Raw genomic sequence first — 18,938 nt, 5'->3', positions numbered from 1 at the left:
GCATGGAAATGCGCGCAGATCTGCTGATTGTCGGGGCCGGAATGGTCGGCAGCGCCCTGGCGTTGGCGTTACAAGACAGCGGGCTGGAAGTCCTGTTGCTCGACGGCAGCCCGATGAGCGTCAAACCGTTTGACGCTCAGGCGCCCTTTGAACCGCGAGTGAGCGCCTTGTCCGCCGCCAGCCAGCGCATTCTCGAACGTCTGGGCGTGTGGGAAGGCATCGCCAACCGCCGCAGCAGTCCCTACAGCGACATGCACGTCTGGGACGGCAGCGGCACCGGGCAAATCCATTTCTCGGCGACCAGCGTGCACGCTGATGCGCTGGGCCACATCGTCGAGAATCGCGTTGTTCAGGACGCCTTGCTCGATCGCTTGCACGACTGTGATCTGGGCATGCTGGCCAACGCACGCCTTGAGCAGATGCGCCGCTCCGGTGATGACTGGCTGCTGACCCTCGCCGATGGCCGCACCTTACGCGCACCGCTGGTGATCGCGGCGGATGGTGCCAACTCGGCGGTGCGTCGCCTGACGGGCGTTGCGACGCGCGAGTGGGATTATCTGCACCACGCCATCGTCACCAGCGTGCGCAGCTCAAAACCTCATCAAATGACCGCTTGGCAACGGTTCACCGACAACGGTCCGCTGGCGTTCCTGCCGCTGGAACGCGATGGGCAGCAGGATTGGTGTTCGATCGTCTGGTCGACCACGCCGAGCGAAGCCGAACACCTGATGGCGCTGGATGACGAAGGTTTCTGTCGCGCATTGGAACGGGCCTTTGAAGGTTGCCTCGGCACTGTGCTCAGCGCTGATCCGCGTCTGTGCGTGCCACTGCGCCAACGCCATGCCAAGCGTTATGTTGCCGAAGGCCTGGCGCTGATCGGTGATGCCGCGCACACCATTCACCCGTTGGCCGGGCAGGGCGTGAACCTTGGGTTCCTCGATGCCGCCGTGCTCGCCGAAGAATTGCTGCGAGCGGCGACTCGTGGCGAGCGCTTGGCGGACGAGAAAGTCCTCAGCCGTTACGAACGTCGACGCATGCCACACAACCTGGCGTTGATGGCGGCGATGGAAGGTTTTGAGCGGTTGTTCCAGGCCGACCCGTTGCCGGTGCGCTGGTTGCGCAATGCCGGGTTGAAAATGGTCGACCAGATGCCGGAAGCCAAGGCGTTGTTCGTGCGCGAAGCCCTCGGACTGATCGGCGATCTCCCCGCACTCGCCAAGCCCTGACTCGGCCCTGTAGGAGCTGCCGAAGGCTGCGATCTTTTGATTTTGCTTTTTTAAAGATCAAGATCAAAAGATCGCAGCCTGCGGCAGCTCCTACAGGGTTGCGTCGAATCCTGTGCAACATCTGGTAACTCCTCCGCGAACTGTTCGATTGAGAAGGCAAATGTGAGTCCTTATCATTTGGCCTCACTTTTTCAATCGAGAGACCGCTCCCATGTTGGCACCGAAGCGTCTACTGACCGCACTGGCCCTGACCCTGATCGGCAGCACCACCGCCCAGGCTGCTGACGAGGTGGTGGTTTATTCCTCGCGTATCGACGAGCTGATCAAACCGGTCTTCGATGCCTACACCGCCAAAACCGGCGTGAAGGTGAAGTTCATCACCGACAAGGAAGCGCCGCTGATGCAGCGGATCAAGGCCGAGGGCGAGAACGCCACCGCCGACCTGCTGCTTACCGTCGATGCCGGCAACCTCTGGCAAGCCGAGCAAATGGGCATCCTCCAGCCATTCACCTCGCAAACCATCGATGCCAACATTCCGCTGCAATACCGCGCGGCCTCCCACGCCTGGACCGGCCTGAGCTTGCGGGCGCGGACCATCGCCTATTCCACCGATCGGGTGAAACCGGGCGAACTGACCACCTACGAAGCACTGGCCGACAAGAATTGGGAAGGTCGCCTGTGCCTGCGCACGGCGAAGAAGGTCTACAACCAGTCGCTGACCGCCACCATGATTGAAGTCCACGGCGCGGAAAAAACTGAAAAAATCCTGAAAGGCTGGGTTAACAACCTGTCGACTGATGTGTTCTCCGACGACGTTGCGGTCCTCGAAGCCATCAGTGCGGGTCAGTGTGATGTTGGCATCGTCAACACCTACTACTACGGTCGCCTGCACAAGCAGAAACCTGAGCTGCCGGTGAAACTGTTCTGGCCGAACCAGGCGGATCGTGGCGTGCACGTGAATTTGTCGGGCATCGGCCTGACCAAACACGCTCCGCACCCGGAAGCGGCCAAGGCCTTGGTGGAGTGGATGACCACGCCTGAGGCGCAGAAAATCTTCGCTGACGTGAATCAGGAATTCCCGGCGAACCCGACGGTGCAGCCGTCTGCGGAAGTCGCGGCATGGGGCAAGTTCGTGGCTGACACCTTGCCGGTGGAAGTCGCAGGCAAGCGTCAGGCTGAAGCGATTCGCATGATGGATCGGGCTGGCTGGAACTAAGCCTGCTGGTTTAAAAGATCAAAAGATCGCAGCCTTCGGCAGCTCCTGCATTGGGTCGGTGATCACCCTGTAGGAGCTGCCGGAGGCTGCGATCTTTTTGCGTTTTCCCTACACTGCACGATTTTTTCGCGAGAGCTTGTCTGTGGCCCACCCCGCCCAACGACGCTGGTATCCCCTGGTCTTCGCCATCGCTGCGCTGGTCCTGCTGCCGCTGAGTGTCCTGCTGTTCTCCTGGCAAGCCATCGATCAACAGATCTGGTCCCACCTTTGGGAAACCCAGATGCCGCGTCTGTTGGGCAATACCCTGACCCTGGTGCTCGGGGTCGGTGTTGGCGTTACGGTTCTTGGTGTGAGCCTGGCTTGGCTCACCAGCCTCTGCGAATTCCCCGGCCGCCGTTGGCTGGACTGGGCGCTGATGCTGCCGTTTGCGATCCCGGCCTACGTGCTGGCGTTTGTCTTTGTCGGCCTGCTGGATTTCGCCGGCCCCGTGCAAACCCTGCTGCGCGAGTGGTTCGGGACAGGCCTGCGTTTGCCGCGGGTGCGCTCTACGGGCGGGGTGATCCTGGTTCTGGTGCTGGTTTTTTACCCCTACGTTTATCTGTTGGCACGCACGGCGTTCCTGGCCCAAGGCAAAGGCCTGATGGAAGCGGCACGCGTCCTCGGGCAATCACCATGGCAAGCGTTCTGGCGGGTGGCGTTGCCCATGGCACGGCCGGCCATCGGTGCGGGCGTGGCATTGGCGCTGATGGAAACCCTGGCCGATTTCGGCGCGGTGTCGGTGTTCAACTTCGATACTTTTACGACCGCTATCTACAAGACCTGGTACGGATTCTTCAGCCTGTCCACCGCCGCGCAACTGGCCAGCCTGTTGCTGCTGGTGGTGATGGTCGTGCTGTACGGCGAGCGGCGTGCTCGCGGTGCCAACCGGGCGAGCAACGAGCGCCCGCGGGTCAAGGCGCTGTATCACCTGCATGGCTTCAAGGCGCTGTTGGCCATGACGTGGTGCGGGTTGGTGTTCGCCTGCGCTTTCGTCATTCCGATGCTGCAACTGTTGGTGTGGTTCTGGCAGCGCGGTCGTCTGGATCTGGATGAGCGTTACGCCGGGCTGATCGTCCATACCTTGTACCTGGGCGCGATGGCGGCGTTGATCACGGTGAGCGTCGCCTTGGTGTTGGCCTTTGCCCGACGTTTGGCGCCGACCCGGGCGATCCGTTCCGGGGTCAGTCTGGCCAATCTTGGCTACGCCTTGCCCGGTTCGGTGCTGGCGGTATCGATCATGCTGGCGTTCAGTTACCTGGATCGCGAGCTGGTGATCCCGCTCTCCGGTTGGCTCGGTGGGGCTGGCAAGCCGCTGCTGTTGGGCAGCCTGTCGGCGTTGTTGCTGGCGTACCTGGTGCGCTTCATCGCCGTGGCTTACGGGCCGCTGGAAAGTAGCCTGGCGCGTATACGGCCATCTTTGCCCGAAGCGGCACGTAGCCTGGGTGTCAGTGGGCCACGACTGTTTTTCAAAGTGTATCTGCCGCTGTTGCTGCCCGGTTCGTTGAGTGCGGCGCTGCTAGTATTCGTCGACGTGCTCAAGGAAATGCCCGCGACCCTGTTAATGCGCCCGTTTGGCTGGGACACGCTGGCAGTGCGGATCTTTGAAATGACCAGCGAGGGAGAGTGGGCGAGGGCATCTTTGCCGGCCTTGACCCTGGTTTTGGTCGGGCTGCTACCGGTCATCGGATTGATCCGGCGTTCAGCGCATCGAAACAGCTAGGTGCCAGTCCTACACCTTGCGGCTACAATGCGCGGCATTCGGTGCGGTACGTCTGACAGACAAGGTTGTGAAAATCGGCTGAAGGCCTTTAATTACAAGGCTTTCACTCCAATGGCTCTCACCCGCACCTTCGCCACGCCCGGAAGGAGAAACCCATGGGACAGCGTACGCCTCTGTATGACCTTCATCTCGCCCTCGGCGCGAAGATGGTCGATTTTGGCGGTTGGGATATGCCTCTGCATTATGGATCGCAGGTCGAGGAACACCATCAGGTGCGCCGCGATTGCGGTGTTTTCGATGTATCCCACATGACCGTGATCGATGTCGTCGGTAAGCAGGCCAAAGCCTGGCTCCAGCATTTGCTGGCCAATGACGTCGAACGCCTGCACAGCCCCGGCCGTGCGTTGTACAGCAGCATGCTCAATGAGCGCGGCGGCATCGTCGACGACATGATCGTTTATCGCCTTGATGACGGTTATCGCCTGGTGGTCAACGCTTCCACCCGCAACCAGGACCTGGCGTGGATGCAGGCCCATCTCGATGGTTTCGAGGTGCAGCTCAGCGAGCGCTCCGAGCTGGCGATGCTGGCCATTCAAGGTCCCCACGCCCGGCACAAAGTGGCCGAACTGGTGACCCAGTCCCGCGCCAATCTGATCCAGCTACTCAAACCTTTCGAAGGCCTGCCCGACGGTGACTGGTTCATCGCGCGCACCGGCTACACCGGCGAAGACGGTCTGGAAATCATTTTGCCGGCCGATCAGGCACCGGGATTCTTTAACGATCTGGTGGGGGCGGGTATTTCCCCGATCGGTCTTGGCGCGCGGGATACCTTGCGGGTAGAAGCCGGCATGAACCTCTACGGCCAGGACATCAATCAAGACGTTTCACCGCTGGCCTCCAATATGGCCTGGAGCATTGCCTGGGAACCGGCCACTCGCCAGTTCATCGGCCGCAAGGCTCTGGAAGCCGAGCGCAGCGGTGGCATACAGCACAAACTGGTCGGTCTGGTCCTTGAGGAGCGCGGAGTTTTGCGCGCTCATCAAGTGGTCCGCATCGCTGATGTTGGCGAAGGAGAGATCACCAGTGGTAGTTTCTCTCCTACGCTTAGCAAGTCGATTGCACTGGCGCGCGTGCCGATGGCGACTGCCGACCGCGCAGAAGTGGAAATCCGTGGCAAGTGGTACCCGGTCCGAGTGGTCAAACCGACCTTCGTACGCCATGGCAAAACCTTGATCTAACCTTTTCTGGCGGCATCGACCGCCGACCAATTTCTTGAGGACACAGAACATGAGCGATATCCCTGCCGACCTGCGTTTTGCCGAGAGTCACGAGTGGGCTCGCCTGGAAGCCGATGGCACCGTCACCGTGGGCATCAGCGATCACGCGCAGGAAGCGCTGGGTGATGTGGTGTTCGTTGAGCTGACCGAAGTCGGCAACGTCTTTGCCGCCGGTGATCAATCCGGTGTGGTGGAGTCGGTTAAAGCCGCTTCCGACATCTATTCCCCAGTTGCCGGTGAAGTGATCGCGGTCAACGAAGCACTGAGCGCTGAACCTGAGTTGCTCAACTCCGACCCGTACGGCGCGTGGATCTTCAAACTCAAGCCAAGCAACACCGCTGACCTGGAAAAGCTGCTTGATGCAGCGGGTTACAAGGCCGCCATCGGCGAGTAAGCCTTCAGGCGTCATCCCCAAAGCCCCGACTTGTCGGGGCTTTTTTGTGGGCGCTAAAAGATCGCAGCCTGCGGCAGCTCCTACAGGGGATCGCGGTTCAATGTAGGAGCTGCCGAAGGCTGCGATCTTTTGATCTTCCATCGACTGCTATGCTGGTTTGACCGTGTTGCATCGACGCTGAGCGCCAGTCAAGAGAGAGCCCGTCATGTCCCAGTTGCCGTCCCTGAGCCAGTTACGCGATCCCAATGCTTTTCTTCGCCGCCACCTCGGCCCCGATGCCGCCGAGCAGCAGGCGATGCTCGACAGCCTCGGCCTTGGCAGCCGGGTCGAGCTGATCGAACAGACGGTGCCACCGGGAATCCGCCTGAACCGGCCACTCGACCTGCCGCCGGCCTTGGATGAAGAAGCCGCACTGGCCAAGCTGCGGGGCTACGCCGAGCAGAACCAGGTCTGGACCAGCCTGATCGGCATGGGCTATCACAACACGCTGACGCCAACCGTCATCCTGCGCAACGTGCTGGAAAATCCCGGTTGGTACACCGCGTACACACCCTATCAACCGGAAATCGCCCAAGGGCGGCTCGAAGCGCTACTGAATTTCCAGCAATTGACCATCGACCTCACGGGCCTGGAACTGGCCAACGCTTCGCTGCTGGACGAAGCCACCGCGGCGGCGGAAGCCATGGCCCTGGCCAAGCGGGTCGCCAAGTCGAAAAGCAATCTGTTCTTTGTCGACGAAAACTGCCATCCGCAGACCATTTCCGTGGTGCAGACCCGCGCCGAAGGCTTCGGTTTCGAGCTGATCGTCGACGCTGTGGATAACTTGAAACAGCACCAGGTCTTCGGCGCGCTGCTGCAATACCCCGACACTCATGGCGAGATCCGTGACCTGCGCCCGTTGATTGATCATTTGCATGCGCAACAGGCTTTAGCGTGTGTTGCTGCCGATCTGCTGAGCCTGCTGTTGCTGACCCCGCCGGGAGAGTTGGGCGCTGACGTGGTGTTCGGCTCGTCCCAGCGTTTCGGCGTGCCCATGGGTTACGGCGGGCCACACGCGGCGTTTTTTGCCAGCCGCGACGAGTACAAACGCGCGATTCCGGGGCGCATCATCGGCGTGTCAAAAGACGCCCGCAGCAACGTTGCCCTGCGCATGGCGCTGCAAACCCGCGAGCAACATATTCGCCGTGAAAAGGCCAACTCGAACATCTGCACCGCGCAGGTGCTGCTGGCCAACATCGCCAGTTTCTACGCGGTCTATCACGGCCCCGAAGGGCTGAAACGAATTGCCCAACGAGTGCACCGACTGACCTGCATCCTCGCCACCGGCCTTGAGCGCAAGGGGATTACCCGCCTCAACCAGCACTTCTTCGACACGCTGACTCTGGAAGTCGGCGGTACCCAGACCGCAATTATCGAAAGCGCCCAAGCCGCACAGATCAACCTGCGCATCCTGGGCCGTGGTCAACTCGGCTTGAGCCTTGACGAAACCTCTGACGAAACCACGGTGGCGAAACTGTTCGATGTGTTCCTCGGCGCCGATCATGGGCTCAACGTCGACGAACTGGACGCTGAAACCCTGGCTGCCGGCATTCCCGAGTCGCTGGCACGAACCTCGCCTTACTTGCGCCATCCGGTGTTCAACGCCCACCACAGCGAAACCGAGATGCTGCGCTATCTCAAACAACTGGAAAACAAGGATCTGGCGCTCAATCAATCGATGATCCCGCTGGGCTCCTGCACGATGAAGCTCAACGCCACCAGCGAGATGATCCCGATTACCTGGCCGCAGTTCGCCAACCTGCATCCGTTTGCGCCGAAGGAGCAAGCCGTCGGCTATTCGTTGATGATCGAAGAACTGGAACGCTGGCTCTGCGCGATCACCGGGTTCGATGCGATCTGCATGCAACCCAACTCCGGTGCCCAAGGCGAGTACGCCGGGCTGCTGGCGATCCGCAAATACCACGAGAGCCGCCAGGAGGGTGGGCGCGATATCTGCCTGATTCCGTCATCGGCCCACGGCACCAACCCGGCCTCGGCGCAAATGGCCGGGATGCGCGTGGTGATTGTCGAGTGCGACGAGGCGGGCAACGTCGATTTGGAAGACCTGAAAGAAAAAGCTGCGCACGCCGGGGACAAGCTTGCCTGTCTGATGGCGACCTATCCGTCGACTCACGGTGTGTACGAAGAGGGCATCAGCGAAATCTGCGAAGTTATCCACAGTCACGGCGGTCAGGTGTACATGGATGGCGCCAACCTCAATGCCCAGGTCGGGCTGGCGCGCCCGGCGGACATTGGCGCCGATGTGTCACACATGAACCTGCACAAAACCTTCTGCATTCCTCACGGCGGCGGTGGGCCGGGCATGGGGCCGATTGGCGTGCGCGCGCACCTGGCACCATTCGTGGCCAACCACCCGGTGGTGCCGATCGACGGGCCGCTGCCGCAGAACGGCGCAGTCAGTGCGGCGCCGTGGGGCAGCGCGAGCATTTTGCCGATCAGCTGGATGTACATCGCCATGATGGGGCCGCAACTGGCCGACGCCAGTGAAGTGGCGATCCTCGCCGCAAATTATCTGGCGCGGCACCTGTCCGGCGCATTTCCCGTGCTCTATACCGGGCGCAACGAGCGGGTGGCCCACGAATGCATTCTCGACCTGCGGCCACTCAAGGCGCTGACTGGTATTAGTGAAGAGGACGTGGCCAAGCGCCTGATGGACTACGGCTTCCACGCGCCGACCATGTCGTTCCCGGTGCCGGGGACGTTGATGGTCGAGCCGACCGAGAGTGAATCGAAGGCTGAGCTGGACCGCTTTATTGGCGCGATGCTGAGCATCCGCGCAGAGATTACCGAGGTGCAGAACGGCAACTGGCCGGCCGAGGACAACCCATTGAAGCGTGCGCCGCATACGTTGGCGGACATCACTGGCGTGTGGGAACGGCCTTACAGTATTGAGCAGGCGGTGACGCCGGATGCGCACACCAAGGCCCACAAGTATTGGCCGGTGGTGAATAGGGTGGATAACGTTTACGGCGACCGGAATCTGTTTTGTGCGTGTGTGCCGCTGGATGAATACCGATGAAATACACAAGTCCCTGTAGGAGCTGGCTTGCCAGCGATGAGGACGGCACATCCAACATCACCGATGACTGACACGCCGCCATCGCTGGCATGCCAGCTCCTACAAGGTTTTTGTATCGTGCATAAAAAATGCCGCTCATATGAGCGGCACTTCCGAATGGCAACCTGGCTTATTCCGAAGCCACGGCATTCTTCGCCAAAATCGCATTCGCCAATTCCATATCCGTGGCCTGCAGGCCCGGATTGTCGGCGCGGACTTTCTGCATCGCGGCTTCCAGGTACGGGCCGCGGATGCCGCCGTCACTGGCGACAAAGCTGCCAGCATCGTCCTGGGCGGCGACGATCAGTTTGTGATCCTTGAACGTCAGGTAGGTCGAACCGGTGGTTGCACCGGACGAAATGACGTTACGCCAAAAGCTATCGGCCATCGCCGAACCGACAGGCAGGGACAACAGGGCGATGGTAGCGACAGCAAATTTGAGACGCATAGGGGGTGACTCCACTGATTAACTGCGGTGTTGGATTGTCGCCCCCCCATCGAGTTCCCTGGCGGCCAAGCTACTTCTGCTCACTCTGCGGCGTCACCCGCAACACCTCCTCGATCGTCGTCAAACCCGCCGCGACTTTCTGTGCCCCCGACAGTCGCAGGCTGCGCATGCCCTCCTTGAACGCCTGGCGCCGCACCGCCAGCAAGTCGGTGTCGGGATTGATCAGCGCCTTCACGCCATCGGTCAGTTGCATGATTTCGTACACCCCGGCGCGGCCGTGATAGCCGGTGTCGCGGCATTCCAGGCAGCCGATCGCCCGTTGCGCGTTGCTGGGCGGCGGTGCTTGCCAGGGCCGGGTCAGGGTTTGCCAGTCCTCTTCGGCCAAGGCTTGCGGGGCCTTGCAGTGCGGGCACAAGGTGCGCACCAGTCGCTGGGCCATGACGCCCAGCACCGTTGCCTTGATCAGGTAATGCGGCACACCGAGTTCCAGCAGGCGGCTGATCGCGCTTGGCGCATCGTTGGTGTGCAGCGTCGACAGCACCAGGTGACCGGTCAGCGCAGCCTGAATCGCCATTTCCGCGGTTTCGAGGTCGCGGATCTCGCCGATCATGATGATGTCCGGGTCTTGCCGCATCAGTGCGCGTACGCCGGCAGCGAACGTCAGGTCGATGTTGTGCTGGACCTGCATCTGGTTGAACGCCGGCTCGACCATCTCGATCGGGTCTTCGATGGTGCAGAGGTTGACCTCCGGCGTCGCCAGTTTCTTCAGCGTGGTGTAGAGCGTGGTGGTCTTGCCGGAACCGGTCGGCCCGGTGACCAGGATGATGCCGTTGGGCTGGCGGGTCATGTCCTGCCAGCGGCGCAAGTCGTCGGCGGAGAAACCCAGCTGATCGAAATCCTTGAGCAGCACCTCCGGGTCGAAGATCCGCATGACCATTTTTTCGCCGAACGCCGTCGGCAATGTCGACAGCCGCAGTTCGACTTCGCCGCCCTCCGGGGTCTTGGTCTTCACCCGGCCGTCCTGGGGTTTGCGTTTCTCCGCGACGTTCATCCGTCCCAGGCTTTTCAGGCGACTGACGATGGCCATGGTCACTTGCGGCGGGAATTGATAGACGTTGTGCAGCACGCCGTCGATGCGAAAACGCACGGTGCCCTGTTCGCGCCGGGGTTCGATGTGGATATCGCTCGCGCGCTGCTGGAAGGCGTACTGGAACAGCCAGTCGACGATGTTGACGATGTGCGCGTCGTTGGCGTCCGGCTCCTGGTCACTGGCGCCGAGGTTGAGCAACTGTTCGAAGTTGCCCAGGGTGTTCACTTGCTGATCGGCGTTGTTCGCGCCGGTGACCGATTTGGCCAGGCGAAAAAACTCCACGCTGAAGCGCTGGATGTCCACCGGGTTGGCCACTACGCGCTTGATCGGCAGCTTCAGGACATGGGTCAGGTCGGCTTCCCAGCCGTTGACGTAGGGCTGGGCGCTGGCCACCGTCACGGCGTCGCGGTCGATGGACACCGCGAGAATCTTGTGGCGTTGGGCGAAGGCGTAGGACATCAGCGGCGTGATGGCCGCAACGTTGATCTTCAGCGGATCGATACGCAGGTAAGGCTGGCCGGCCTGTTGCGACAGCCACAACGTCAGGCTTTCGAGGTCGAGGTGTTTACCGGGGCGGCTGAGGTCGTCCAATTGTTGGCTGGCGATAAATTCCAGTGGGTGCATCTGGCCATTGGCGGCGTGGCGGCGACGGGCATTGAGCGCGTGTTCGGCGGCGTCCTGGCTGATAAAGCCTTGGGCGACCAGTTCACGCAGCAAATCATTGAGATCCAGCCAGCGGTCCTGAAGGGCGAGTTGAACGGACATGCGGGCTCCTTTTGAACAACAGTGCGCAAAGGATAGTCGTGACCCCACACACCGTTGGGCCACTACCCGACGAAGCCGTATCGGGGTTTTTCAGCCCGCCGCCTGTGCCGCTTCAGCCCACGCAGAATCAGCCGCTTGCAGATCAACCGAGCAGACGCTGATCAGGTTACGAAGTTTTTCCGCAATCACCTGGGCGCGGTGCCAGCTCAAGCCATCCATGACGATGTCGATGGTCAGCAGATCATCGTGGCGTTGCACGTTCATCTGTTCCGGCGTCAGGCACTGTAAGGCGAATAGGTTGAGTGCGCGGCACAGCAAATCCGGTTCAGCTTCGGCCAACAATTGGTAGCGAACGCGACAGTGAGTGTTGCCGGCGTTCCAGACATCGGCGCGGGTGAGCGGGGTGGTTACGGCTTCCAGATGCGGCATGGTCGGTCTCCAAACTGAGTGGAGAAATTTTTACATTCGGGGCGGGGCATTTCTTATCTATGATTGGGCGTAATGCGGCATTGCCGAATCATGTAATTCACAGAATGATCAGTTGAAGGTTTTTTTATGCAGAGCGAACTGGACAGCTACGACCGCAAGATTCTCGCGTTGCTGCAAGAGGACGCTTCGCTTTCCAGCGCGCAGATTGCCGAACAGGTGGGATTGTCGCAGTCGCCGTGCTGGCGGCGGATTCAGCGGATGAAAGAGGAGGGGATCATTCGCGGCCAGGTGACCTTGCTCGACCGCAAGAAAATCGGCCTCAAGACGCAGATCTTCGCCCAGGTAAAACTCAACGCCCACGGGCGTTCGAACTTCACCGAATTCACCGAGGCGATTCGCGGTTTTCCCGAGGTGTTGGAGTGTTATGTGCTGATGGGGGCGGTGGACTTCATGCTGCGGATCGTCGCGGCGGACATCGAGGCGTATGAGCGGTTTTTCTTTGAGAAGCTGTCGATGGTGCCGGGGATTCAGGAGGTCAATTCGATCGTGGCGTTGTCGGAGATCAAGTCGACCACCAGTTTGCCGGTGGTGCGGTAATTGCCTTTGTGGCGAGGGAGCTTGCTCCCGTTGGGTTGCGAAGCGACCCCAAAACCGGCGTTTGTCGGAATTGGGAGTCCTTCGGCCTCCAGCGGGAGCAAGCTCCCTCGCCACAGGGTTACATGCGCAGAAGCATTTTCCAGGCACGATTCTGATAAACCGCAATCGCCTGCTGCTTGCGCGCATCGAGCAGTTCATCAGTGATCGTCGGCTCGTTGGCCAGTTGCGCCAGTTTGTTCAACTCGCCATACAGGCGATCCATTTCCGGGATCTCCAGCACGTTGCGCGCATGGTGCAACCAGGCCTGGATGCGTTCGATGCGCGGCAGTTGCTCGGCGAGGTCTTCCGGCTGTTGCTGGTAGCGCTGCAATTGCAGGGACGTCGCCTCTTCACCCAGTAGACGTGGCAACCAGCTACCCAGTTGCGCGGCGCCCTGGCGATTGCCGCGAACGTTGCGGTCAGCCGCCCAGGTGCGGGCCAGCAACCAACGCGAGGTGGTCAGCGAGAACAGGCCCCAACGCGGGTCTTCGAGTTCTTCGAGGAACTGCTCCGGCGCGGCTTTGCGCACGTCTTCATCTTCCAGACCGGCCTGGACCAGCGGACGCCAGTCTTCGAGCAAGGCATCCAGCGCGACGCGCAGGTCATGGGTCGATTGACGCGGCGCGGCTTGACCGAGGCTGCTGACCAGCGCACGCAGTTCGGCGAGGTTTTCCACCCAGTCCTGCAGCAGGCGCCAGTGGCCATTGAAGCGATACTGCTCGGCCAGACGCTGACTGCTGCCCAGCAGGTGCCAGCTCAGGGCGGCGAAGGCGTCGTCCAGCGGGGTTTCAGCGGTGATCTGCGGCGCCGGCAGGCTCAGCGAATAGCTGTTGGCGTCGTACAGACGATAACCGCGCTCGGCCTTGCTGATGTCACATGGCATCAATGGCAGAGTCGCGGCCAGTTCGGCGGCCAGTTCCAGCAACGCGGCGGGTTCACCTTCGCGCAGTTCCAGTTCCAGCTCGCAGATTTCTTCTTTCTGCTTGCCGACCACCACGTGGCCCAGGTCCAGCGCGGCTTCGATGACCACTTTGGTCTTGCCACGGCCCCAGGCGATCTCCGCGCGCTCGCGGACGAAATCAGTGGTGAAGATCGGCTTGAGGGTTTTCTTGTCCAGCTCGGCCAGTTCTTCAGGCCAGCATTCGCCGTCGAGTTTCTTCACGTCGAGCTTGGCTTTGGGCAGGTTCCAGTCGTACTCGTTACGCTCGGACAGACCGGCGACGCTCTGGCCACGGGTCTTCAGCGTCTGAATGACTTCTTCACCGTCCTTGCGCAGGCGCAGGGCAACCTTGGCGCGAGCCAGGTCGCGCTCGGGCGTGTCGAAGTACTGGTTCATCAACTCACGGCGTTCCCAGCCACTTTTGTTGCGTTTTTTCAGTAACGGGTGCTCGCGCAGGGCAGCGAGGGTTTCGCGGCTGACGCGGAGTTTGATTTCGGTTTCTTTCTGCATGGCCGGAAAATCCAGGATCGGGAGCGCAGCCGGGGGAATGTGTGGCTGCCAAGGTCGTGCAGTGTACAGGACTCACCCGCGCTTCGCGCCGCAACGGTTTATTCCTGTCGCCGGATGGTTCTATGATGGACTTCAATTCGGGAGTTGGAGCCAGCGATGCCTTTGCCGTCCATGAAAGATCAGTTCGCTGCATTGATCGCTGCACCATCGGTCAGTTGCACCCAGGCGAGCCTCGATCAATCCAATCGACCGGTGATCGACCTGTTGGCCGCGTGGCTCGGCGACCTGGGTTTTGCCTGCGATATCCAGCAGGTCAGCCCCGGCAAATTCAATCTGCTCGCCAGTTTCGGCTCCGGCCCCGGCGGGCTGGTGCTGGCCGGGCACAGTGACACCGTGCCATTCGACGGCGCGTTGTGGCAGACCGATCCGCTTAAACTCACCGAAGTCGATGGCCGCTGGGTCGGCCTCGGCAGTTGCGACATGAAAGGCTTTTTCGCCTTGGCCATCGAAGCGGTCAAACCGCTGCTCGATCAACCGTTCAAGCAACCGCTGCTGATCCTCGCCACCTGCGATGAGGAGAGCTCGATGTCCGGCGCCCGGGCGTTGGCCGCGGCGGGGCGACCGCTGGGCCGTGCGGCGGTGATCGGCGAGCCGACCGGGCTCAAGCCGATCCGCATGCACAAAGGCATCATGATGGAGCGCATCGACATCCTCGGGCAGAGCGGTCATTCCTCGGACCCGCGCCTGGGCCATAGCGCTCTGGAAGCCATGCATGATGCCATCGGCGAACTGCGCGGCTTGCGTCTGGCGTGGCAGCGCGAGTTTCGCAATCCACAATTCAGCGTGCCGATGCCGACGATGAATTTCGGCTGCATCCATGGCGGCGACAACCCCAACCGTATCTGCGGTCAGTGTTTGCTGGAATTCGACCTGCGACCGTTGCCGGGCATGGATCCCAAGGCCCTGCGCGCGGCGATTCTGCAGAAGCTCAATCCGGTTGCCGAGCGCCATCAGGTCAAGATCGATTACGCGCCACTGTTTCCCGAAGTGCCACCGTTCGAGCAGGCCGAAGACGCGGAACTGGTGCGGATCGCCGAAAAGCTCACTGGTCATAGCGCCGAAGCAGTGGCGTTCGGCACCGAAGCACCTTATCTTCAGCGTCTTGGCTGCGAGACACTGGTGCTCGGCCCTGGCGATATCGCCTGCGCCCACCAGCCGGGGGAATACCTCGAAATGTCACGTTTGCAACCTACGGTGCATCTATTACGTCAGTTGATTGAACATTACTGCCTGACACCGGCCCAAACGCAACCCAACTTGTAGGAGCCGGCTTGCTGGCGATGCGGACGCTGCGGTCCATCAGAGAAACCGCGTCATCGTTTTATCGCCAGCAAGCCGGCTCCTACAGGTTTCATGTATAAATTGCCGATGTTCAAACCCGTATTCATGAGGAGAGCGCGCGTGTCGCCAAGCCTGTTCCGACGATAACCATCAGCCCGCTGTGCGTTTTCTGATCCGCCCTTTTTTTCGGCTGCTATTTATTACAGGCCCAGGTTCATGCCCGAATACGTTAATTGGCTTCGTCACGCTTCGCCTTACATCAACGCCCACCGCGATTGCACCTTTGTCGTCATGCTTCCCGGCGACGGTGTTGAACACCCGAATTTCGGCAATATCGTCCACGACCTGGTGCTGTTGCACAGCTTGGGCGTGCGGCTGGTGCTGGTTCATGGTTCCCGCCCGCAAATCGAAGCGCGCCTCGCCGCGCGTGGCCTGACCCCGCATTACCACCACGGCATGCGCATCACCGATGCTGCAACGCTTGAGTGCGTGATCGATGCGGTGGGCCAGCTGCGTATCGCCATCGAAGCACGGCTGTCCATGGACATGGCTTCGTCGCCCATGCAGGGCTCGCGCCTGCGGGTGGCCAGCGGCAACCTGGTGACCGCGCGGCCTATCGGCGTGCTCGAAGGGGTCGACTATCACCACACCGGCGAAGTGCGTCGGGTCGACCGCAAGGGCATCAATCGCCTGCTGGATGAACGCTCCATCGTGCTGCTGTCACCGCTGGGCTATTCGCCGACCGGCGAGATTTTCAACCTCGCCTGCGAAGACGTCGCCACCCGCGCGGCCATCGATCTGGGCGCGGACAAGTTGTTGCTGTTCGGCGAGGAAAAGGGCCTGATCGACGAAAACGGTCGTCTGGTTCGCGAGTTGCGTCCGCAGCAGGTGCCGGCGCACTTGCAGCGTCTGGGCAGCAACTATCAAGCGGAGCTGCTGGATGCCGCCGCTGAGGCCTGCCGTGGCGGCGTGGCCCGCAGCCATATCGTCAGCTATGCCGAGGACGGCGCGCTGCTGACCGAACTGTTCACCCGCGACGGTGGCGGTACGCTGGTCGCGCAGGAGCAGTTCGAAGTGGTGCGCGAAGCGGCCATCGAAGACGTCGGCGGATTGCTGGATTTGATCAGTCCGCTGGAAGAGCAGGGGATTCTGGTACGGCGCTCCCGCGAGGTGCTGGAGCGTGAAATCGAGCAATTCAGCGTGGTCGAACGCGAAGGCATGATCATCGCCTGCGCGGCGCTGTACCAGATTGCCGATTCGGATGCCGGTGAGCTAGCGTGTCTGGCGGTGAACCCGGAGTACCGTCATGGCGGTCGCGGCGATGAACTGCTGGAACGTATTGAAACCCGCGCGCGGGCGCAGGGCTTGAAGACCTTGTTCGTCCTCACCACCCGCACCGCCCACTGGTTCCGTGAGCGTGGCTTCGTGCCGAGCAGCGTCGAGCGCCTGCCGTCGGCCCGGGCGTCGCTGTACAACTATCAGCGTAATTCGAAGATCTTCGAAAAGACTCTTTGACGCATTGGCTTTTGTGGCGAGGGAGCTTGCTCCCGCTGGGTCGCGCAGCGGCCCCAACCCCGGCGACGCGTAATTCCTGACGCTGCGCGTTACCGTGATTGGGAGGCCTCGGCCTCCAGCGGGAGCAAGCTCCCTCGCCACAGTGGTTCGCATTTCAACCTTCGCGTGTTCCTCCAGAAACTTCGTTGCCCGAACTTGGGTGGCATCGCCGTGCGCGGAAAGAAATTTCAACGATACATAAACTGTAACAAATGGATCGGATAGTGCGCGTCTGATTGGCAGGAACCGCGTTTCGGTAAAGGAATTATTTCCGAATTGCGTCAATGCTTAACGATCTAAAAAAGGACGGAGAAATACCCTTTAGGAATTGGCTTATGAGCCGCCCGCTCTGTTCCGCGGGTCTGTAGTTGGGGAGCTAAATTCCTAAACGGTATGAGAAAAGAGATTGCAGTTTCTTTTCAGGTTTATGACGTGCTCATGACCCTGCATGGACCAAAAATCGGGGGATTAGACTATGGTCGTAGACACACATGGTTACGATTGACTTGTGGGTCACGCTACGGCGCTAATCGCGAATCTTAGGATTTTGGGCAACGACCCGAGACCAGGAACACAAGAATTAGAATCGAGAGGAGCTTCACAATGAACAAGTCCACCTTGGCTTTGGCCGTGGCCGTAGGGGTTTTGGCGCAGCAGGCAGGCGCCGCAGGTTTCATCGAAGACAGCAAGGCATCCGTCAGTTCGCGCACCTATTATTTCGATGCCGATAACCGTGAAGGCGCCAAGATTCCTGCCAACCGGCAGCGAGAGGCCGCTCAAGGTCTGAAGTTCGATTTCCTCTCGGGCTACACTCAAGGCCCCGTCGGTTTTGGTTTCGACGCCCAGGCGCTGGTGGGTATCCACCTGGACGGTGGCAAGGGCCATCACCCGGACAACAACACCTTCAGCCCAAGCGATTCCGATGGATCGGCAACGGATGAATGGAGCCGTGTGGCGGGCAACGTCAAGGCGCGCTTCTCGAAGACAGAGGCCCACCTCGGTGGCGCTCTGCAGCCGAACATGCCGATCCTGATCGCGAACGACAGCCGCGTGCTGCCACAAACCTTTGAGGGTGGCACCATCACCTCGAAGGAAATCGACAACGTGACCTTCAACGTGGGTCAGTTGGAGCACGCGGTGGGACGCGCTTCCACCAATAGCACTGGTTTGGCTGTGGCGGGTGGTACTGAGGAAAGCAACCAGTTCCGCTACGCGGGCGCTGACTGGAAGGTCACCAAAGACCTGCTGTTGCAGTACTACTACGCCAACCTGGAAAACTACTACACGCAGAACTTCCTTGGCCTGGTGCACGTTTACCCGATCGCCGCCAATCAGTCGTTCAAGACCGACCTGCGTTATTTCGACAGCGGCTCCGACGGCAAGAACGGCGATGCTGGCTACCGTTTCAACAATAACAATGGCTACGCCAAGAACCTGGGCGAGGTCGATAACCAGACCTGGAGCGCCACGTTCACCTACACCCTGGGCGGCAGCGCTTTCCTGCTCGGGCATCAGCGTGTCAGCGATGACGGCGGCTTTGTTTTCTTGAACCAGGGCAACGTTGTTGATGGCAACGGTCGTAACGAAGGTGCCGGCGGCGCCAGCTTCTACTCGTTCACCGACGCCACTGTGGGCAGCTTCATCCGTGCGGGTGAAAGCACCACGTACGGTCAGTACTCCTATGACTTCGCCTCGCTCGGTGTTCCAGGTTTGAAAGCCTCGGCTGCTTACTTGTACGGTCAGGACATCAAGGCCACGAACGGCGTGGGCAAGGACCTGAACGAGCGTGAAACCGACCTGCGTGTGGACTACGTGATCCAGACAGGTATGCTCAAAGGGTTCGGTACGACGCTGCGTCACGGCATGTATCGTGGCAACACCAGCACCGCAGACCAGGATCAGACCCGTGTAATCTTCAACTACACCTACAGCTTCATGTAAGCTGCGTCCCCGGAAAAAGCCCCGTCGACTGGCGGGGCTTTTTTTCGCGTGCGTTTTTATATTCCATAAATCGCACAGATGATTATTTTTTATTCTTTTTAGCTTTTTGCTCAAACGAATAAAGTGAGCATTCCGGCTCGCGACGAGTCCGGAAATGACGATTTCACTCCTCGGCAATGGATCAGGTTAAGGAATCAGCTTTTTAGCCGATACCTCGGATCTGTGCTGCGAAGGTATATAGCCCAAAGGCATTAAAAAGAATCTGGTAATTCTTTTGAGATTTGTGCCGAAGTG

Annotated in this window: 14 protein-coding genes; 10 read left to right on the top strand and 4 right to left on the bottom strand. The window is 60.4% G+C overall.

From position 1 onward, the window contains the following. Positions 1–8 precede the first annotated feature (8 nt). From KGB21_RS09030 to gcvP, 6 genes are all read left to right on the top strand, one after another. On the top strand, positions 9–1,226 hold the full coding sequence (locus KGB21_RS09030; RefSeq protein WP_223504949.1) for a 2-octaprenyl-3-methyl-6-methoxy-1,4-benzoquinol hydroxylase: 1,218 nt from the start codon (positions 9–11) through the stop codon (positions 1,224–1,226). 211 nt (positions 1,227–1,437) lie between these two features. Then, the gene (locus KGB21_RS09025) at positions 1,438–2,442 is read left to right on the top strand and encodes an extracellular solute-binding protein (protein WP_223504837.1); all 1,005 of its coding nucleotides are present in this window, start codon (positions 1,438–1,440) and stop codon (positions 2,440–2,442) included. A 142-nt stretch (positions 2,443–2,584) separates the two neighbouring features. Continuing rightward, positions 2,585–4,201, top strand: a complete 1,617-nt coding sequence (locus KGB21_RS09020; protein ID WP_223504835.1) for an ABC transporter permease — start codon at positions 2,585–2,587, stop codon at positions 4,199–4,201. Positions 4,202–4,356: 155 nt separating this feature from the next. Next, a complete protein-coding gene (gene gcvT / locus KGB21_RS09015; RefSeq protein WP_034147639.1) occupies positions 4,357–5,439 on the top strand; it encodes a glycine cleavage system aminomethyltransferase GcvT in 1,083 nt (360 codons plus the stop codon). 49 nt (positions 5,440–5,488) lie between these two features. After that, positions 5,489–5,872: a glycine cleavage system protein GcvH gene (gene gcvH / locus KGB21_RS09010; RefSeq protein WP_223504833.1), complete on the top strand. Its 384-nt coding sequence runs from the start codon at positions 5,489–5,491 to the stop codon at positions 5,870–5,872. A 205-nt stretch (positions 5,873–6,077) separates the two neighbouring features. After that, entirely contained in the window at positions 6,078–8,951 is a 2,874-nt protein-coding gene (gene gcvP, locus KGB21_RS09005) for an aminomethyl-transferring glycine dehydrogenase (protein WP_223504831.1), read from the top strand. A gap of 169 nt (positions 8,952–9,120) precedes the next feature. On the opposite strand, the gene KGB21_RS09000 is transcribed toward gcvP, so the two are convergent. The 3 genes from KGB21_RS09000 to KGB21_RS08990 all read right to left on the bottom strand — a co-directional run bounded on the left by KGB21_RS09000 (position 9,121) and on the right by KGB21_RS08990 (position 11,722). Beyond that, positions 9,121–9,438, bottom strand: a complete 318-nt coding sequence (locus KGB21_RS09000) for a DUF2388 domain-containing protein (protein ID WP_140894871.1) — start codon at positions 9,436–9,438, stop codon at positions 9,121–9,123. 70 nt (positions 9,439–9,508) lie between these two features. Then, on the bottom strand, positions 9,509–11,293 hold the full coding sequence (locus tag KGB21_RS08995; protein ID WP_223504829.1) for a GspE/PulE family protein: 1,785 nt from the start codon (positions 11,291–11,293) through the stop codon (positions 9,509–9,511). 90 nt (positions 11,294–11,383) lie between these two features. Next, complete coding sequence (locus tag KGB21_RS08990; RefSeq protein WP_223504827.1) at positions 11,384–11,722, bottom strand: hypothetical protein; 339 nt, start codon at positions 11,720–11,722, stop codon at positions 11,384–11,386. A 126-nt stretch (positions 11,723–11,848) separates the two neighbouring features. On the opposite strand from KGB21_RS08990, the gene KGB21_RS08985 reads away from it, so the two are divergent. Continuing rightward, positions 11,849–12,319, top strand: coding sequence for an Lrp/AsnC family transcriptional regulator (locus tag KGB21_RS08985; RefSeq protein ID WP_223504825.1), 471 nt, complete (start codon positions 11,849–11,851; stop codon positions 12,317–12,319). Between the two features lie 118 nt (positions 12,320–12,437). On the opposite strand, the gene KGB21_RS08980 is transcribed toward KGB21_RS08985, so the two are convergent. Next, positions 12,438–13,808: an inorganic triphosphatase gene (locus KGB21_RS08980; RefSeq protein ID WP_034147633.1), complete on the bottom strand. Its 1,371-nt coding sequence runs from the start codon at positions 13,806–13,808 to the stop codon at positions 12,438–12,440. 156 nt (positions 13,809–13,964) lie between these two features. On the opposite strand from KGB21_RS08980, the gene argE reads away from it, so the two are divergent. The 3 genes from argE (at position 13,965) to KGB21_RS08965 (ending at position 18,644) form a co-directional block, all read left to right on the top strand. Beyond that, positions 13,965–15,131 (top strand): acetylornithine deacetylase, encoded by a 1,167-nt coding sequence (gene argE / locus KGB21_RS08975; RefSeq protein ID WP_223504823.1) that lies wholly within the window; start codon positions 13,965–13,967, stop codon positions 15,129–15,131. A gap of 234 nt (positions 15,132–15,365) precedes the next feature. Beyond that, positions 15,366–16,664, top strand: coding sequence for an amino-acid N-acetyltransferase (gene argA, locus KGB21_RS08970; protein ID WP_034147631.1), 1,299 nt, complete (start codon positions 15,366–15,368; stop codon positions 16,662–16,664). Between the two features lie 642 nt (positions 16,665–17,306). Continuing rightward, positions 17,307–18,644: an OprD family outer membrane porin gene (locus tag KGB21_RS08965; RefSeq protein ID WP_223504821.1), complete on the top strand. Its 1,338-nt coding sequence runs from the start codon at positions 17,307–17,309 to the stop codon at positions 18,642–18,644. The last annotated feature ends 294 nt before the right edge of the window (positions 18,645–18,938 follow it).

The organism is Pseudomonas sp. GL-RE-29 (assembly GCF_019947275.1).
In the GTDB taxonomy this organism is placed as follows: Bacteria; Pseudomonadota; Gammaproteobacteria; order Pseudomonadales; family Pseudomonadaceae; genus Aquipseudomonas; species Aquipseudomonas fluorescens_A.
The sequence above is the reverse complement of the archived record's forward strand: the minus strand, read 5'-3'. Positions and strand labels throughout refer to the sequence as shown.

Bases quoted from the DNA above. Each gene is read 5' to 3' on its own strand.
- gcvT (WP_034147639.1), top strand. From the start codon at position 4,357: ATGGGACAGCGTACGCCTCTGTATGACCTTCATCTCGCCCTCGGCGCG.
- argA (WP_034147631.1), top strand. From the start codon at position 15,366: ATGCCCGAATACGTTAATTGGCTTCGTCACGCTTCGCCTTACATCAAC.
- KGB21_RS08980 (WP_034147633.1), bottom strand. From the start codon at position 13,808: ATGCAGAAAGAAACCGAAATCAAACTCCGCGTCAGCCGCGAAACCCTC.
- KGB21_RS09025 (WP_223504837.1), top strand. From the start codon at position 1,438: ATGTTGGCACCGAAGCGTCTACTGACCGCACTGGCCCTGACCCTGATC.
- gcvH (WP_223504833.1), top strand. From the start codon at position 5,489: ATGAGCGATATCCCTGCCGACCTGCGTTTTGCCGAGAGTCACGAGTGG.
- KGB21_RS08985 (WP_223504825.1), top strand. From the start codon at position 11,849: ATGCAGAGCGAACTGGACAGCTACGACCGCAAGATTCTCGCGTTGCTG.
- gcvP (WP_223504831.1), top strand. From the start codon at position 6,078: ATGTCCCAGTTGCCGTCCCTGAGCCAGTTACGCGATCCCAATGCTTTT.
- KGB21_RS09030 (WP_223504949.1), top strand. From the start codon at position 9: ATGCGCGCAGATCTGCTGATTGTCGGGGCCGGAATGGTCGGCAGCGCC.
- KGB21_RS09000 (WP_140894871.1), bottom strand. From the start codon at position 9,438: ATGCGTCTCAAATTTGCTGTCGCTACCATCGCCCTGTTGTCCCTGCCT.
- KGB21_RS08965 (WP_223504821.1), top strand. From the start codon at position 17,307: ATGAACAAGTCCACCTTGGCTTTGGCCGTGGCCGTAGGGGTTTTGGCG.
- argE (WP_223504823.1), top strand. From the start codon at position 13,965: ATGCCTTTGCCGTCCATGAAAGATCAGTTCGCTGCATTGATCGCTGCA.
- KGB21_RS08995 (WP_223504829.1), bottom strand. From the start codon at position 11,293: ATGTCCGTTCAACTCGCCCTTCAGGACCGCTGGCTGGATCTCAATGAT.
- KGB21_RS08990 (WP_223504827.1), bottom strand. From the start codon at position 11,722: ATGCCGCATCTGGAAGCCGTAACCACCCCGCTCACCCGCGCCGATGTC.